Annotated in this window: 17 protein-coding genes and 1 pseudogene; 9 read left to right on the plus strand and 9 right to left on the minus strand. The window is 72.9% G+C overall.

Features of this window, described 5'->3' with window-relative positions; all coding sequences use genetic code 11:
- Nucleotides 1-14 precede the first annotated feature (14 nt).
- Nucleotides 15-1544 (minus strand): DHA2 family efflux MFS transporter permease subunit, encoded by a 1530-nt coding sequence (locus ACFQPP_RS06205; RefSeq protein WP_376915678.1) that lies wholly within the window; start codon nt 1542-1544, stop codon nt 15-17.
- Between the two features lie 197 nt (nt 1545-1741).
- On the opposite strand from ACFQPP_RS06205, the gene ACFQPP_RS06210 reads away from it, so the two are divergent.
- Nucleotides 1742-3352 carry an ABC-F family ATP-binding cassette domain-containing protein gene (locus tag ACFQPP_RS06210; RefSeq protein WP_376915679.1) on the plus strand — a complete coding sequence of 537 codons (1611 nt, stop codon included), beginning with the start codon at nt 1742-1744 and terminating at the stop codon, nt 3350-3352.
- A 21-nt stretch (nt 3353-3373) separates the two neighbouring features.
- Nucleotides 3374-4042 (plus strand): trimeric intracellular cation channel family protein, encoded by a 669-nt coding sequence (locus ACFQPP_RS06215; protein WP_376915680.1) that lies wholly within the window; start codon nt 3374-3376, stop codon nt 4040-4042.
- 3 nt (nt 4043-4045) lie between these two features.
- Here ACFQPP_RS06215 and ACFQPP_RS06220 read toward each other — a convergent pair whose 3' ends face one another.
- The 3 genes from ACFQPP_RS06220 to ACFQPP_RS06230 are packed head-to-tail and all read right to left on the minus strand — an operon-like array spanning nt 4046 to nt 5357.
- Nucleotides 4046-4864, minus strand: coding sequence for an SURF1 family protein (locus tag ACFQPP_RS06220; RefSeq protein ID WP_376915681.1), 819 nt, complete (start codon nt 4862-4864; stop codon nt 4046-4048).
- On the minus strand, nt 4864-5100 hold the full coding sequence (locus ACFQPP_RS06225) for a hypothetical protein (protein ID WP_376915682.1): 237 nt from the start codon (nt 5098-5100) through the stop codon (nt 4864-4866). The genes ACFQPP_RS06220 and ACFQPP_RS06225 overlap by 1 nt, the downstream gene beginning before the upstream one ends.
- A complete protein-coding gene (locus ACFQPP_RS06230; RefSeq protein WP_376915683.1) occupies nt 5097-5357 on the minus strand; it encodes a DUF3099 domain-containing protein in 261 nt (86 codons plus the stop codon). The genes ACFQPP_RS06225 and ACFQPP_RS06230 overlap by 4 nt, the downstream gene beginning before the upstream one ends.
- Before the next feature lie 84 nt (nt 5358-5441).
- Between ACFQPP_RS06230 and ACFQPP_RS06235 the strand changes: the two genes are divergently transcribed.
- Nucleotides 5442-6146 (plus strand): beta-ketoacyl-ACP reductase, encoded by a 705-nt coding sequence (locus ACFQPP_RS06235; RefSeq protein WP_376915684.1) that lies wholly within the window; start codon nt 5442-5444, stop codon nt 6144-6146.
- 63 nt (nt 6147-6209) lie between these two features.
- Nucleotides 6210-7361, plus strand: a pseudogene (locus ACFQPP_RS06240) (benzoate/H(+) symporter BenE family transporter); the annotation flags it as partial.
- Between the two features lie 12 nt (nt 7362-7373).
- Here the strand turns inward: ACFQPP_RS06240 and serB are convergent.
- Both serB and glgC read right to left on the minus strand, forming a co-directional pair.
- Nucleotides 7374-8012 (minus strand): phosphoserine phosphatase SerB, encoded by a 639-nt coding sequence (serB, locus tag ACFQPP_RS06245; RefSeq protein ID WP_376915685.1) that lies wholly within the window; start codon nt 8010-8012, stop codon nt 7374-7376.
- A complete protein-coding gene (glgC, locus tag ACFQPP_RS06250) occupies nt 8009-9247 on the minus strand; it encodes a glucose-1-phosphate adenylyltransferase (protein WP_376915686.1) in 1239 nt (412 codons plus the stop codon). Before glgC ends, serB begins: the two co-directional genes overlap by 4 nt.
- Before the next feature lie 76 nt (nt 9248-9323).
- Here glgC and glgA point away from each other — a divergent pair, with 76 nt between their 5' ends.
- From glgA to ACFQPP_RS06265, 3 genes are all read left to right on the plus strand, one after another.
- Nucleotides 9324-10517: a glycogen synthase gene (gene glgA, locus ACFQPP_RS06255; protein ID WP_376915687.1), complete on the plus strand. Its 1194-nt coding sequence runs from the start codon at nt 9324-9326 to the stop codon at nt 10515-10517.
- Nucleotides 10518-10553: 36 nt separating this feature from the next.
- Entirely contained in the window at nt 10554-11336 is a 783-nt protein-coding gene (locus ACFQPP_RS06260; RefSeq protein WP_376915688.1) for an ABC transporter ATP-binding protein, read from the plus strand.
- A gap of 105 nt (nt 11337-11441) precedes the next feature.
- The gene (locus ACFQPP_RS06265) at nt 11442-11690 is read left to right on the plus strand and encodes a type B 50S ribosomal protein L31 (RefSeq protein WP_376915689.1); all 249 of its coding nucleotides are present in this window, start codon (nt 11442-11444) and stop codon (nt 11688-11690) included.
- A 109-nt stretch (nt 11691-11799) separates the two neighbouring features.
- Here the strand turns inward: ACFQPP_RS06265 and ACFQPP_RS06270 are convergent, their stop codons facing one another.
- Together ACFQPP_RS06270 and ACFQPP_RS06275 are read right to left on the minus strand one after the other, a co-directional pair.
- The gene (locus tag ACFQPP_RS06270) at nt 11800-12390 is read right to left on the minus strand and encodes a phosphoglycerate transporter (RefSeq protein ID WP_376915690.1); all 591 of its coding nucleotides are present in this window, start codon (nt 12388-12390) and stop codon (nt 11800-11802) included.
- Entirely contained in the window at nt 12387-13226 is an 840-nt protein-coding gene (locus tag ACFQPP_RS06275) for a 3'-5' exonuclease (RefSeq protein WP_376915691.1), read from the minus strand. Before ACFQPP_RS06275 ends, ACFQPP_RS06270 begins: the two co-directional genes overlap by 4 nt.
- Before the next feature lie 62 nt (nt 13227-13288).
- Between ACFQPP_RS06275 and ACFQPP_RS06280 the strand changes: the two genes are divergently transcribed.
- Both ACFQPP_RS06280 and ACFQPP_RS06285 read left to right on the plus strand, forming a co-directional pair.
- Nucleotides 13289-14167: an alpha/beta fold hydrolase gene (locus ACFQPP_RS06280; protein WP_376915692.1), complete on the plus strand. Its 879-nt coding sequence runs from the start codon at nt 13289-13291 to the stop codon at nt 14165-14167.
- Nucleotides 14164-15243 carry a glycosyltransferase family 4 protein gene (locus ACFQPP_RS06285; protein ID WP_376915693.1) on the plus strand — a complete coding sequence of 360 codons (1080 nt, stop codon included), beginning with the start codon at nt 14164-14166 and terminating at the stop codon, nt 15241-15243. The genes ACFQPP_RS06280 and ACFQPP_RS06285 overlap by 4 nt, the downstream gene beginning before the upstream one ends.
- Before the next feature lie 21 nt (nt 15244-15264).
- Here the strand turns inward: ACFQPP_RS06285 and ACFQPP_RS06290 are convergent, their stop codons facing one another.
- A complete protein-coding gene (locus ACFQPP_RS06290) occupies nt 15265-16086 on the minus strand; it encodes a Sir2 family NAD-dependent protein deacetylase (protein WP_376915694.1) in 822 nt (273 codons plus the stop codon).
- Nucleotides 16087-16110: the final 24 nt, after the last annotated feature.

Consider the following 16110-nt stretch of genomic DNA (forward strand, 5'->3'; position numbering starts at 1 on the left):
CGTGGAAGGGCGCGTCAGTCGGCGGCGACCCTCGTGGCTGCCGCGTCGTCATCGGCGAGCGACGGCGGAGCACCTGCGCGACCGGCGCCCGGCCGCGCGAAGCACAGCGCCGCCACGACCCCGAGCGCCGTCACGGCAGCGGGCAGCAGCAGCGACTGCCCGAGCGCGGCGGCGAAGGGCCCCGCGACCTGCTCGGGCAGCGCACCGCCCGCCGATGCGCCGGAGACCCGATCGCTCGCGCCCGCACCGAGCTCGGCGTCGATGCGCCACGACATCGCCGCCGCGATCGCCGCGGAGCCGACGACCGCACCGATCTGCCGCACGGTGTTGTAGACGCCCGAGCCCGCCCCCGCGAGCCGCGGATCGAGGTTGCGGGTCGCGACGATGCCGAGCGGACCCCACACGAACGCGCTCGACACGCCCATGAGCGCGCCAGGCAGCAGGAGCAGCCAGACGTCGGCCTGCTGCTGCACCCACGTGCCGTACCACGCGACCGCACCGCCCATCCCGAGGATGCCCGCCGCGACGAACAGCCGCGGGTCGCGCGCCTGCAGGAAGCGGCTCGTGAAGGGCGACAGGAAGCCGGCGCCGAGCGCCATGGGCACCATGAGCAGGGCCGACTGCGTGGGGGAGAGGCCGCGCACGCCCTGCGCGTAGAGGAAGATCGGCACGGCCATCGCCGTGACGAGGAAGCCGATCGTCGCGATCGCGAGGCTCGCGAGCGCGAAGTTGCGGTCGCGGAAGATGCCGAGCGGCACGAGCGGCTCGCGACGGTTGCGCCACTGCCACACGACGAACGCGACCATGAGGACGACGCCGGCGAGGATGACGCCGACGATGGGCACGTCGACGCCGAGGACGGGCATGGCACCCCAGTCGTACGTCTCGCCCTCCTGGATGCCGAGCACGAGCAGGAACATGCCGGCTGCGCTGAGCACGACGCCGAGCCAGTCGAACGAGTGCGCGTGCAGCGGCAGGCTGGGCACGAGGCGCATGACGAGCACGAAGCCGACGATGCCCACGGGCACGTTGATGAAGAAGATCCACGCCCAGCCGAGGCCGTCGACGAGCGCGCCGCCCAGCAGCGGGCCCACGAGCATCGCGAGGCCGGCGACGCCGCCCCACAGCCCCATGGCGGCGCCGCGCGAGTCCGGCGCGAACGTGCGCATGATGACGGCCATCGTCTGCGGCGTCATGAGCGCGGCGCCGAGGCCCTGCACGACGCGGGCGAGGATCAGCATCTCGATCGAGTCGGCGAGTCCGCACCACAGCGACGCGAGCGTGAAGACGACGAGGCCCGCGAGGTAGACCGGCTTCGGACCGAAGCGGTCGCCGAGGCGGCCGGTGATCAGCAGCGGCACGGCGTAGGCGAGCAGGTAGGCGCTCGTCACCCAGATGACCTCGTTGATGCCGGCGTCGAGCCCAGCCATGATGTGCGGGATCGCGACCGACACGATCGTCGAGTCGACGAGGATCATGAAGAACCCGATGACGAGCGCCCAGAGCGCGGGCCACGGGGACCGGGTGGTGGGGGTGTCGGACATGCGTGCTCCCTGGTGAGGATCGTGGCTCGATCGACGAGCGCGCCGGCCACCGGTCGACTGCTCCGCGTGGAGCAGTGTGGCACGCACGTCGGACATCGGCGACCGCGCCGCCCCCGCGCGCCTCGCGAGCACGGTAGGCTGGGCGGCTGGCCATCGTCGGCCACTCCCCACCCCTCGAAGAAGCCCTAGGCAGCGCCATGATCTCCGTCACCGACCTCGACCTGTCCGTCGGCGCACGCACCCTCATGTCCGGCGTCACCTTCCGCGTGGAGAAGGGCGACAAGATCGGCCTCGTCGGCCGCAACGGCGCGGGCAAGACCACGATGACGAAGGTGCTCGCCGGCGTCTCCGACGACCGCGACGGCCATGACTTCGCAGGCACGATCGAGCGCTCGGGCGAGATCGGGTACCTCCCGCAGGATCCGCGCTCCGGCGACCCGAAGCAGACGGCTCGCACGCGCATCCTCGACGCTCGCGGCATCGGCACGGTGCTCGAGGAGATGCGCAGCGCGACCGAGCGCATGGCGCTCGGCGGCGCCGAGGGCGAGCGCGCCATGCGGGCCTACTCGCGCGCCGAGGACGCCTTCCTCGGCCTCGGCGGCTACGCGGCGGAGGCCGAGGGTGCGGCGATCGCGTCGAACCTGCAGCTGCCCGAGCGCATCCTCGACCAGCCCCTCGAGACGCTCTCCGGCGGCCAGCGGCGACGCATCGAGCTCGCGCGCATCCTGTTCTCCGGCGCCGAGACCATGATCCTCGACGAGCCGACGAACCACCTCGACGCCGACTCCGTCGTGTGGCTGCGGGAGTTCCTCAAGGGCTACGCGGGTGGGCTCATCGTCATCAGCCACGACGTCGTGCTCGTGGAGGAGACCGTGAACCGCGTCTTCTACCTCGACGCCAACCGCCAGGTCATCGACATCTACAACATGGGCTGGAAGCACTACCTGCGCCAGCGCGAGGCCGACGCCGAGCGCCGCAAGCGCGAGCGCACGAACGCCGAGCGCCAGGCAGGCGTGCTGCAGATGCAGGCGGCGAAGATGGGTGCGCGCGCCTCCGGCGCCGTCGCGGCCAAGCAGATGGCGAAGCGCGCCGATCGCCTGCTCTCCGGCCTCGAGGCCGTGCGCATGGACGACAAGGTCGCCAGGTTGCGATTCCCGAAGCCCGCCCCGTGCGGCAAGACGCCGCTGCAGGCGCACGACCTGTCGAAGTCGTACGGCTCGCTCGAGATCTTCTCAGCCGTCGACCTCGCGATCGACCGCGGCACCAAGGTCGTCGCGCTCGGCCTGAACGGTGCTGGCAAGACGACGCTGCTGCGCATCCTCGCGGGCGTCTCGGAGTCGGACACCGGCGTGATCGAGCGCGGGCACGGCCTCCGCATCGGCTACTACGCGCAGGAGCACGAGACCCTCGACGTCGACCGCACCGTGCTGCAGAACATGGTCTCCTCCGCGCCCGACATCGGCGAGGTCGAGGCACGGCGCGTGCTCGGGTCGTTCCTGTTCACGGGAGACGACGTGCACAAGCCCGCGCGCGTGCTCTCGGGCGGCGAGAAGACGCGCCTCAGCCTCGCGACGCTCGTCGTCTCGGCGGCCAACGTGCTGCTGCTCGACGAGCCCACGAACAACCTCGACCCCGCGAGCCGCGAGGAGATCCTCGGCGCGCTCGACTCCTTCGAGGGCGCCGTCGTGCTCGTGAGCCACGACCCGGGCGCCGTCGAGGCGCTGCACCCCGACCGCGTGCTCATCATGCCCGACGGCACCGAGGATCACTGGAACCCCGAGTACCTCGAGCTCATCGAGCTCGCGTAGCCCGCGACCCAGGGGCGAGGCATGCTCGACGACTGGCTCGGCACCGTGCACACGGCCCTCGTGGGCCTCGGCGTGCTCGCGTTCGCGATCTCGGGTGCGCAGCTCGCCGCCGAGAAGCGCATGGACGTCGTCGGCATGGCCTTCCTCGCCGTCGTGACGTCCACGGGAGGCGGCATGCTGCGCGACCTGCTGGTGGGCCGCACGCCCGTGGTGCTCGTCGACGTGTGGATGGTCGGCGTCGCCGTCGCCGGGGCAGCGGTGGTCTTCGCCCTGCACCGTTGGATCGCGCATCTCGCGCGCCCCGTGCTGGTGTTCGACGCCATCGGCCTCGGCGTCTTCTGCGTCGAGGGCACGATCGTCGCGATCGAGGCGGGCATCGGACCGGTGGGCGCCGCGATCGTCGGCATGCTGACGGGCGTCGGCGGCGGCATCCTGCGCGACGTGCTCGCGAACGACATCCCCACCGTCATGCGACGCGAGTCGCGCCTCTATCTGCTGCCCGCGCTGTCCGGCGCGGCGCTCACCGCGCTGCTCGTCGAGCTCGGCATCGCTTCGACGTGGGTGCTCGTGGGCGTCGGCGCGGCCGTCATCGCCTTCCGGCTGCTCGCGGAGCGGTTCCGGTGGCGCGTGCCCGCGCTGTCGACGACCGTGCTGCCGGTCGTGCGCGGGGACGACGCGGACGCGCGCTGAGCGTCAGCGCGTCGAGCGGTCGAGGATCGCGTCCTCGACGTCGGCGTCGCTCGGGCGCCGCGTGCGTCGCGTCGGCCGCTCGACCTCGTCGAGCTCGGCGTCGCCGCGCGCCTCGCGGCGCAGGGCCCACACGTAGCCGATGCCGCCCATCGCCGCGAACACGAACCACTGCAGCGTGTACGACAGGTGCGGCCCCTCGTCGAGCACGGGCCGCGTGAAGGATCCGATGCCGTCGGCGACCTCGCCGTCCTCCGTCGCGAGCAGGCCGTAGGCGCCCGTGTAGGCGTCGGCGTCGAGGGTCGATGCGATCGCCTCGAGGTCGATGCTCGCGACCTGGCCCTCCGGCGCGTCGCGACCCTGGATGGCCCCCTGATCCTCCCGCAGCCGCACGACGATGGTCGTCTCGCCCTCGGGCGCGGCGGGCACCGCGTCGGGTGCCGCCGAGCTGCTGCCGGGCGGCAGCCAGCCGCGATCGACGAGGAGGATGCGGCCGTCGGTCGTCTGGAACGGCACGAGCACCTCGAAGCCGACCTGCGTGTCGCGCACGCGGCCGCGCCACAGCAGCGTCTCGTCGGCGAGGTACTCGCCCGTCGCCTCGACGACCGTCCACTGCTGGTCGATCGCGAACTCGTCGAGGGCGGGCAGCTCGTCGGCGAGCGGCACCGCCGGCTCGTCGTAGTTCGCGTCGAGGCGGGCGATGGCGGCGAGCGCCTCCTCCCGACGATGCCACTGCCACATGCCGAGCGCGACGCACACCGTCGCGAAGACGAGCACGAGCGCGAGGTAGCCGAGCCACCGCCGCGTGCGGAGGAGCGCGAGCATCAGCCCACCCGTTCCACGGTCTCGCCGAACGGCGTCACCACGACGGGGAAGTCACGGCTCGCGAGCCAGTCGCGCAGGTGGTCGCGGTGCGCGTCGCACGCCGCCCACTCCTTCACGCGCGAGGCGTCGTGGATGCGCGGGTTGCGCCACGAGACCGTCCATGCCGCAGCGTCACGGCATCCGGACGACGAGCACTCGGTGGCGGCGGAGTCGCCGCCGAGATCCCACAGGCTCACGACTCGATCTCGCGGCGCACGACGCGGTCGGCCCTCGTGCCGAGCTGGCTCGACGCGTTCGCGACGACGACGGCCACCCAGGGGATCACGATGGCGACGATGGCCGGCGCCACCTTCCACCAGTCGGGAAGGACGATGAAGAGGACGATGCAGAGGAGGCGGATGCCCATCATGATGAGGTACGTCCTCGTGCGCCTGCGTCGATCCTCGGTCGGCGACACAGGCAGGTCGGTGATGGACGGCTCGTCGTGGCTCATGGGTTCCCTTCGACCAAGGGTACGCCTGGCTAGGCTTGCCGCGGGCGCCCGCGCACGGGTGCCGTTGCGCTTCGAGAGGAATCCATGTCCCGCACCGTGCTCGTGACCGGCGGCAACCGCGGCATCGGCCGCGCCATCGCCACCGCCTTCGTCGACGCCGGACACCGCGTCGCCGTGACGGCCCGCTCGGGCGAGGGCCCCGAGGGCACGCTGACGGTGCGCGCCGACGTCACCGACGCCGCATCCATCGACGCGGCGTTCACGCAGGTGGAGGCCGAGCTCGGGCCCGTCGAGATCGTGGTCGCGAACGCGGGCATCACGCGCGACACCCTGCTCATGCGCATGAGCGAGCAGGACTTCTCCGACGTGATCGACACGAACCTCACCGGCTCGTTCCGCGTCGTGCAGCGTGCGTCGAAGGGCATGGTGCGGGCGAGGTTCGGGCGCATCGTGCTCGTGTCGTCCGTCGTCGGGCTCCTCGGCGGCGCCGGCCAGGTCAACTACGCCGCGTCGAAGGCCGGTCTCGTGGGCCTCGCGCGCTCGATCACCCGCGAGCTCGGCTCGCGCGGCATCACGGCGAACGTGGTGGCGCCCGGGTTCATCGAGACCGACATGACCGATGCGCTGCCCGCCGAGCAGCAGGCGCAGTACAGGTCGCAGATCCCGGCGGGCCGCTTCGCGAGCGCCGAGGAGGTCGCGAAGGTCATCACGTGGCTCGCGTCCGACGACGCCGCGTACGTGTCCGGCGCCGTCATCCCCGTGGATGGCGGCCTCGGGATGGGGCACTAGACGGCCGCGTCCCCGACGCGTCGCGCGTCGGAGGGCGCCGCGTCGCGCGGCTCATGGGCGACGCCCGTCGCCGCGGGGCTCGTGTCGGCGCTCGTCGCCTTCACGTCGGCGTTCGTCGTCGTCCTCCAAGGGCTGTCCGCCGTCGGCGCCTCCCGTGAGGAGGCGGCCTCCGGGCTGCTCGCCGTCACCGTGACGATGGGGCTCGCGAGCATCGCCCTCGCCGTCTCCACGCGGATGCCCGTCACCGTCGCGTGGTCGACGCCGGGTGCTGCGCTCCTCGTCGGCACGGGCGTGGTCGACGGGGGCTGGCCGGCCGCGGTCGGCGCCTTCCTCGTGACGGGCGTGCTCGTGCTGCTCACGGGCCTCGTGCCGTGGCTCGGACGGCTCATCGCCGCCATCCCGACGTCGATCGCGCAGGCGATGCTCGCCGGCGTGCTGCTGCAGCTGTGCCTCGGCGTCGTCACGGGGCTCGCGGCCAACCCGCTCGCCGTCGCACCCGTCGTCGTCGTGTGGATCGTCGCGCTGCGGCTCGCACCGCGCTTCGCAGCCCCGCTCGCGTTCGTCGCCGCCGCGATCGTCGTGACCGTGCACCTCGTCGCCTCGGGCGCCGCACCCGCCGCGTCGTCGCTCGCACCCGCCGTCGCGCTCACGGCGCCGACGCTCACCGTCGCGGGCGTCGTCGGCATCGCGCTGCCGCTGTTCCTCGTCACCATGGCGTCGCAGAACGTGCCGGGCGTCGCCGTGATGCGCGGCCTCGGCTACGACGTGCCGTGGCGGCGCTCGATGCTCGTCACGGGGGTCGGCACCGTGATCGGCGCCCCGCTCGGCGGCCACGCCATCAACCTCGCCGCCATCTCCGCGGCGCTCGCCGCTGGGCCGGATGCGGGCGCCGATCGATCGCGCCGATGGCTGGCATCGGTGTCGTCCGGCACCCTGCTCGTCCTGCTCGGCGTCGGCTCGAGCGCGCTCGCGGCGCTCGTCGCGCTCGCACCGGCAGGCGTCGTGGCCGCCGTCGCAGGGCTCGCGCTCCTCGGCACGCTCGCCGCGTCGCTGCACGCCGCGCTCGACGACGCGAGCGACCGCATCCCGGCCGTGGCCGCCTTCGTCGTCGCCGCATCCGGCATCGCGATCGCGGGCGTGAGCGCCGCCTTCTGGGCGCTCGTGGTCGGCATCCTCCTGCGGCTCGTGCTGCGCGGCTGGCGTCGCGAGGGCTGAGCGCTCCGCGCGCTAGGCCGTGCGCAGCAGCGCGAGCACCTCGCGGAAGTCGGGCACGTCGACGTGCGCCCGGATGCGCTCGCGCACGATGGGCTTCGCGCAGAACGCGACGCCGAGCCCGGCGTCCTCGAGCATCAGCAGGTCGTTGGCGCCGTCGCCGATCGCGACGGTCGACGACAGCGGCACGTCGTGCTCGGCCGCCCACCGGTGCAGCGCGTCGCGCTTCGCGGCGGCGTCGACGATCGGCCCGACCGTGCGCCCCGTGAGCACCCCGTCCGATGCCTCGAGGCGGTTCGCGAGGGCGCGATCGAGGCCCAGTCGCTCGGCGAGGGGGTCGAGCACCTCGTGGAACCCGCCGGACACGGCGCAGACGATGCCACCGGCTGCGTGCACGGCGTCCACGAGCTCCTCGACGCCGTCGGTGACCCGCACCGAGCGGGCGACGTCGTCGAGCACCGACACGGGCACGCCCTCGAGCATGCGCACGCGCTCGACGAGCGACGCGGCGAAGTCGAGCTCGCCGCGCATCGCCCGCTCGGTCACGGCCTCGACGTGGGCGCGCGCGTCGGGCCCGACGGCATCGGCGATGCGCTCGATGACCTCGTCGCGGATGAGGGTGGAGTCGACGTCGGTGACGACGACTCGCCTCACGCCATCACCCGCAGACCCTTCGGCACCGTCACGATCCCCGTGTCCGACACCGCGAACCCGCGGGCGCGGTCGTGGTCGTGGTCGACGCCGATCTGCACGCCGGGGCCGACGACGACCTCCTTGTCGAGGATCGCGCGACGCACGACGGCGCCCGCGTGCACGTGCACCTGGTCGAAGAGCACGGCATCCGACACCGACGCGCCCGAGTCGACGCGGTTCCACGGCGAGAGCACGCTGCGCACGACCGAGGCGCCCTGGATGACCGAGCCGGACGACACGATCGACTCGACGACCTCCGCGGGGCGGCCCTGCTCGTCCCGCGTGAACTTCGCGGGCGGCTCGTTGTACTGCGCCGAGTAGATCGGCCAGCGACGGTTGTAGAGGTTGAAGATCGGCAGGGCCGCGATGAGGTCCATGTGCGCGTCGAAGAACGACTCGATGGTGCCGACGTCGCGCCAGTAGTACTTGTCGCGGTCGGTCATGCCCGGCACGGTGTTCGACTGCAGGTCGTAGAAGTACGCCTCGCCGCGGTCGACGAAGTACGGCACGATGTCGCCGCCCATGTCGTGGTTCGACTCGTCGAGGTCGCCGTCGGCCTTCACGGCCTCCACGAGCGCGTCGGCGTCGAACACGTAGTTGCCCATCGAGGCGAGCACCTCGTCGGGGGAGTCGTTGAGCGGCTTCGGGTCGCTCGGCTTCTCGCGGAACGCGTCGATCTTGCCCGAGCCGTCGGACGACTCCTCGATGACGCCGAACTGGTCGGCGAGCGCGATGGGCTGGCGGATGCCCGCGACCGTCATGCGCGCGCCGGAGGCGACGTGCGCCTCGATCATGTCGCGGAAGTCCATGCGGTAGACGTGGTCGGCGCCGACGACGACCACGATGTCGGGCTTCTCGTCCTTGATGAGGTTGAGCGACTGCAGGATGGCGTCGGCCGAGCCCTGGAACCACCGCTTGCCGAGCCGCTGCTGCGCCGGCACCGACGCGACGTACGACCCGAGCTGCGGCGCCATGCGCCACATCTGCGAGACGTGGCGGTCGAGCGAGTGCGACTTGTACTGCGTCAGCACCACGATCTGGCGCATCCCCGAGTTCACGAGGTTCGACAGCGCGAAGTCGATGAGGCGGTACGTGCCACCGAAGGGCACCGCGGGCTTCGCCCGGTCCTCGGTCAGGGGCATGAGCCGCTTCCCCTCGCCACCGGCGAGGACGATCCCGAAGACCTTCTTGTCCATGGCACGAACCTATCGGGCGAGCACGCCGCCGCGCAGGGCCGTCGCACGTCTGGTATCCGCCGCGTACGCTGACGGCATGCGCGTCGACGTCGTCACCAAGGAGTATCCGCCTGCCATCTACGGAGGCGCCGGCGTGCACGTCACCGAGCTCGTGCGCGCGCTGCGGCGCGACACCGAGGTGCAGGTGCGCTGCTTCGGCGCTCAGCGCGACGAGGCCGACGTCACGGCGTACGACGTCCCCGCCGAGCTCGCCGACGCGAACGCCGCCCTGCAGACGCTCGCGGTCGACCTGCAGATCGCGGATGCGGTGGCGGGCGCCGACGTCGTGCACTCGCACACCTGGTACGCCAACGAGGCGGGCAGGCTCGCCCAGGAGCTGCACGGCATCCCGCACGTCGTCACCGCGCACTCGCTCGAGCCCCTGCGGCCCTGGAAGGCCGAGCAGCTCGCGGGCGGCTATCGCATCTCGAGCGACGTCGAGCGCCGTGCCTACGAGGCCGCCGACCGCGTCATCGCCGTGAGCGACGGCATGCGCGCCGACATCCTCCGCTCGTATCCGAGCCTCGACCCCGAGCGGGTCGTCACGATCACGAACGGCATCGACCTCGACGCATGGCAGCGCGTCGACGACCCGGACCGCGCGCGCGAGCTCGGCCTCGACCCCGAGCGGCCGTCGGTCGTGTTCGTCGGACGCATCACGCGGCAGAAGGGCCTGCCGTACCTGCTGCGCGCCGCCCGCGCCCTCTCGGAGGAGGTGCAGCTCGTGCTGTGCGCCGGCGCGCCCGACACGCAGGAGATCCTCGCCGAGGTGCGCGCGCTCGTCGACGAGCTGCGCGAGACGCGCGACGGGGTCGTGTGGATCGACGAGCACCTGCCGCGCGCCGACATGCAGGTGCTGCTGAGCCACGCGACGACGTTCGTGTGCCCGAGCGTGTACGAGCCGCTCGGCATCGTGAACCTCGAGGCGATGGCATGCGGTGCCGCCGTCGTCGGCTCGGCGACCGGCGGCATCCCCGAGGTCATCGACGACGGCGTCACGGGCGTGCTCGTGCCCATCGACCAGGTGCAGGACGGCACGGGCACGCCCACCGACCCCGATCGCTTCGTCGCCGACCTCGCCGACGCCCTCGCTCGCGTCGTCGCCGACCCCGAGGCGGCGCGGCGGATGGGCGAGGCGGGCCGGGAGCGGGCACGGACGCACTTCGACTGGGGCCGCATCGCGCGGGAGACGCGCGCGCTGTACGAGACCGTCGTCGCCGAGCGTCGCTGACCGGCGGCGCCCGAGCGCGCGGCTAGGCTCGACGACATGACGCGTGTCCTCGACCTCGACGACGTCACCGTCGTCCGGAACGGCAACCGCATCCTCGACTCGGTGCGCTGGAGCGTCGACTCGAGCGAGCGCTGGGTGATCCTCGGGCCCAACGGCGCCGGCAAGTCGACCATCCTGCAGCTGGCCTCGGCGGCGATGCACCCCTCGTCCGGCACCGTGGAGGTGCTGGGGGAGCGGCTCGGGCGCGTCGACGTGTTCGAGCTGCGCACGCGCATCGGCATCGCCGCGACGAGCCTCGGCCGCCGGATCCCGCCGCAGGAGACCGTCGGCGACGCCGTGCTCACCGCGGCGTACGCCGTCACGGGCCGCTGGCACGAGCGGTACGACTCGGTCGACCTCGAGCGGGCCGCCCACGTCATGGAGGACTGGGAGCTGACGCGCCTGTCGAAGCGCTCCTACGGCACCCTGAGCGACGGGGAGCAGAAGCGCGTGCAGATCGCGCGCGCCGTCATGACCGACCCCGAGCTCATGCTGCTCGACGAGCCCGCCGGCAGCCTCGACCTCGGCGCGCGCGAGGGTCTCGTGCGTTCGCTCGCCGAGTACGCCGCGAGCCCGCTCGCGCCGGGCCTCGTCATGGTCACCCACCACGTCGAGGAGATCCCCCCGGGCTTCACCCACGTGCTGCTGCTCGCGGGTGGCACGGTCTCGGCGGCCGGCCCGATCGACGAGGTGCTCACCGACGCGCGCCTCACCGAGGCCTTCGGCACGCCGCTGCGCGTCACGCGCGACGGCGACCGCTACACGGCCCGCGCAGCCTGACGCGCCGGGCGGAGCCGCTCCCGCGTCGCGGGCGCGGACTCTGCTAGAGTCATTCGCTGGTGCGCATCGCGCCGACGACTTCCATCCACATCCCGAGGTATCACCATGAGAACCGGCATCCACCCCGAGTACCGCGACATCGTCTTCCGCGACCTCGCATCGGGCGAGACGTTCCTCACCCGCTCGACGACGACGTCCGACAAGACGATCGAGCTCGACGGCGTCGAGTACCCGGTCATCGACGTCGAAATCTCCAGCGCCTCGCACCCGTTCTACACGGGCAAGCAGCGCATCATGGACTCGGCCGGCCGCGTCGAGAAGTTCAACAAGCGCTTCAAGGGCTTCGGCGCCTGAGCGCTCCCTGAGCCACCCGGAGGCGGGCACCCATCGGGTGCCCGCCTTCGTCGTGCGTGGAGGGCTCGGCGCCGCGGGTGCGCGCCAAGGGCGCGCGCCTGGCGGCGCGTCAGCCCGTGACGACGAGCAGGTCGGCGACGTCGCGGGGCCGGAACCGTGCGCCGAACTCGGCGTCGTTCGGCACCCATACGTCGCGCCACAGCGCATCGTGATCGTGGCCGGCCGCGCGGTCGCGGGCGATGCCGCGCTCTGCGGCGACGGCGGGGTCGACGTCGCACCACACCGTGAGGTCGAGCGCGTCCAGCGCGTCGGGATGCAGCAGGCCGACGAGGTCGACGACGAGCACGTCTGCGCTCGGCACGGCCTCGGGCTCGCCGAGCGCGCCCGCATGCCAGTCCCAGCGGCGGAAGGTGGATGCGCGCCGCTCGCGGAACGGCAGCAGCACCTCGCGCACGAGCCGCTCGCGCTCGACGCCATCCCAGTCGCTCGAGCGACGATGCGAGCGCTCGGGGGAGAGGAAGTCGTCGCCGCGCATGCGCACGGCGCCCTCGATGCGTCCGACGAGCGACCGGGCGAGCGTCGACTTGCCTGCGCCGCCCACGCCCGAGATGCCGACGACGACGGGCCTGTCGACCTCGCGCGCGCGACGCGTGACGCGCTCGGCGAGACCGTCGAGGTCGACGATGCGCGCGTCGCTCACGCCGAGCGAGCCTGCCGGATGGGCCAGCCGCGGTCGGCGACGAACGAGGGGTCGCGCTGCTGCATGTAGCGCGCGAACGACTCGGCCTGCTGCGTCGCCCAGTCGACGGTCGAGGCGTGCAGCTCGTCGGCCGGCACCTGCAGCTGCGGGAAGAGCTCGTGCATGGCCTGCGCGAGACGGCCGGCGGCGATGGCGTCGGCGGAGGCGTCGTGCCAGGCGTCGAGCGCGATGCCGTAGTGCGCGCACGTGACGCCGAGGGTGCGCTTGCCCTTGCGGTAGCGGTCGACGTGCTTGTCGAGCACGAGCGGGTCGATGACGGGAGCCGGCGTCTCGACCGGTGCGATGCCGTGGCGCAGGGCCTCGTGGTGCAGGACGGTGAAGTCGTAGGCCGCGTTGTACGCCACGACGGGCGTGCCCGCGCGCAGCAGGTTCGACAGCTCGGCGACGAGGGCCGCGACGACCTCGAACGCCGGCGCACCCTCGGCCCGGGCGCGCTCGGTCGTGATGCCGTGGATGGCCGCCGCGCCCTCGGGGATCTCGACGCCGGGGTCGGCGAGCCACGCGTGCTGCTCGACGAGGGCGCCGTGCTCGTCGAGCACGCCGAGGAAGGCGGTGACGATGCGCGCGGTCGACGTGTCGACGCCCGTCGTCTCGAGGTCGAAGACGGCGATGCGCGACGCCCACGCGGCGGGCAGCGCGGCCACCACGGCGTCGTCCGGCGAGGCGACGATCACCGGCGCAGGCCGCTGCGCTGCCTCCTGCAGCGCGAGGGCCTGGGTCACGAGGTCGTCGATCGCTCCGGCGTCGCCCGGCCGCGGGCTCTGGAGGTCGATCATGGCGCCACGCTAGCCGGGGCGGCCGACACGACCGGACAGGCGCGCCCCGTAGGCTCGGATGCATGGTCGACTCGCCCTTCCAGAAGCTGCTGGATGCGACGCCCGTCGCCCGCTTCGAGCACGTGGTCGACGGCATCCGCACGGCGTGGTTCGCCTACGGCGACCCCGCGGCGCCGCCCATCGTGCTCGTGCACGGCTACCGTGGCGACCACCACGGGCTCGAGACCATCGCCGCACACCTCACGGGCATGCGCGCGATCGTGCCCGACCTGCCGGGCTTCGGCGACTCGGCGGCCTCCGACGACACCTCGATCGACGGGTACGCCTCGTGGCTGCGGTCCTTCGTCGCGGCGCACGCCCCCGGCGCGCCCGTGCTCGGGCACTCGTTCGGGTCGATCGTCGTCGCCGCCGCGGCGGCCGCGGGCCTCGACGCGAGCCGCATCGTGCTCGTGAACCCCATCGCGCAGCCGGCGCTCGCCGGTCCGCAGCGCACGCTGTCGCGGCTCACGCTCGGCTGGTACCGCGTCGCGGCGGCGGCACCGGAGGCCGTCGGCCACGCGATGCTCTCGAGCCCCGTGATCGTGCGCGGCATGAGCCTCGTCATGACGAAGAGCCGCGACCGTGCCATGCGCCGCTGGATCCACGACCAGCACGACCGCTACTTCTCGGCGTTCGCATCGCGCGCATCGGTCGTCGGCGGCTTCGAGACGTCGATCAGCACGAACGTGGGCCACTACGCCGAGCGCATCCTCCAGCCCGTGCTGCTCGTCGTCGCCGACCGCGACGACATCACGCCGCTCGCGGCGCAGCGCGCCCTTCGCGCACGCTTCCCCGACGCATCGATCGCCGAGCTGCACGGCACGGGCCACCTCGTGCACTACGAGCAGCCCGACCAGGTCGCCGCGCGCGTGCGCCGATTCCTCGCGGCAGGCCGGGCATGAGGGTGCTCTTCGACTGCCGCTACGTGCGCACCGAGCGGCACGACGGCATCTCGCGCTTCTCGGCCGAGCTCGTCACGCGACTCGGCGCACGAGCCGACGTGACGATGCTCGTGCACGACCCCGCGCAGCTGCGCATGCTGCCGGACCTGCCCCACGTGCTCGGTCCGAGCCCGACGGGCGCGCTCGAGCCGCTCGCGACCTGGCGGATGCGGCACGTCGACGCCGACGTCGTCTACTCGCCGATGCAGACCATCGGCTCGCTCGGCAGGCGCACGGCGCTCGTGACGACGGTGCACGATCTCATCTACTACCGGCACCCCATGCCGCCGCGCGACCTGCCGGCGCCCGTGCGGGCGCTCTGGCGGCTCTACCACCTGTCCTACGCGCCGCAGCGGCTGCTGCTGCGCGGCGCCGACGCGACGGTCGTCGTCTCCGAGACCACCGCGCGGCTCGTGCGCGAGCACCGCCTCACGACGCGGCCCGTCCACGTCGTGCGCAACGCGGCCGACGCGCTCGGCGAGCCCGTGTCGCACGCCGCACCTCCCACGCGTCGCCTCGTCTACATGGGCTCCTTCATGCCCTACAAGGGCGTCGACACCCTCGTGCGCGCCGCCGCGCTGCTGCCGGAGCACGAGCTGCACCTGCTCAGCAGGATGCCGGCGGGGGAGGAGGCGCGCCTGCGCGCCATCGCGCCCGACGCGCGCATCGTCGTCCACGACGGCGTGACCGACGCCGAGTACGCCGAGCTGCTGCGCAGCGCCACCGCCCTCGTCCACGCGAGCCACGACGAGGGCTTCGGCATCCCGCTGCTCGAGTCGATGATGCTCGGCGTGCCCGTGGTGGTCTCGGACATCCCGATCTTCCGCGAGGTCGCGGGCGACGCGGGACTCTACGCGCCCGTCGCCGACCCGCAGGGGTTCGCGGACGCCGTGCGCGCGCTCGAGCGCGAGGGCGAGTGGGCTGCACGCTCGGCCGCCGCACGGGCGCAGGCCGCGACGTTCGGCTGGGATGCGTCCGCCGACGCGCTGCTCGCCGCGCTCGAGGCGACGGTCGCCGCCCGGCGCGCGCGCCGCTGAGGACGAGCCGGCCCGTCGGGCTCAGGCAGCGGAGGGCGTCGGCACGAGCGCCTCGGCGATCTCGCCGAGCGACTCCGACAGCCCCGCGTCGATGCGCACGCTCGCGCGTCGATCCCACTTCGTCGGGCCGCGGTTGATGATGACGATCGGCAGGTCGCGCCGCCGCGCGACCTCGAGCAGCCGCACCGCGGTGTTCACGACGAGCGACGAGCCGGCGACGAGCACGACGCTCGCGGCGCGCACCGCCATGTCGGCCTCGTGGAAGACGTGGCTCGGCACGAGCTCGCCGAAGAAGACCACGTCGGGCTTCAGCATGCCGCCGCACACGAAGCACACGGGCACGACGAAGTCCTGGTCGCCCTCGAGCGACACGTCGCCGTCGGGGTTCATGCGCACCGCCTCGGGCACCGTGATCCATGGGTTCTCCTCGGCGATGCGGTCGGCGACGACCTGCCTGGGGAAGCGGGATGAGCACTGCAGGCACGTGACCGTGGCGTTGGCGCCGTGCAGGTGCACGACGTCGCGGCTGCCCGCCTTCTCGTGCAGGTCGTCGACGTTCTGCGTCACGACGCCCGTCAGCAGGCCGGCTGCGCCCATCCGTGCGATCGCCAGGTGCCCGTCGTTCGGCTGCGTCGACGAGAACGTGCGCCACCCGAGGTGGCTGCCCGCCCAGTAGCGACGCCGCGCGTGCTCGGAGGCGAGGAAGCGGTCGAGCTGCATGGGGTTCCGCGGCGGGGCGCCGGCGCCGCGGTAGTCGGGGATGCCGGAGTCGGTCGAGATGCCCGCGCCCGTGATGACGGCGATGGGTCCGAGCCGGAGTCTGTCGATCGCAGTGTCGAGCACGCTCCGATCCTACGAGCCGACGTA

The sequence above is a fragment of the Agrococcus sp. GCM10030265 genome (genome assembly GCF_042666675.1).
In the GTDB taxonomy this organism is placed as follows: domain Bacteria; phylum Actinomycetota; class Actinomycetes; order Actinomycetales; family Microbacteriaceae; genus Agrococcus.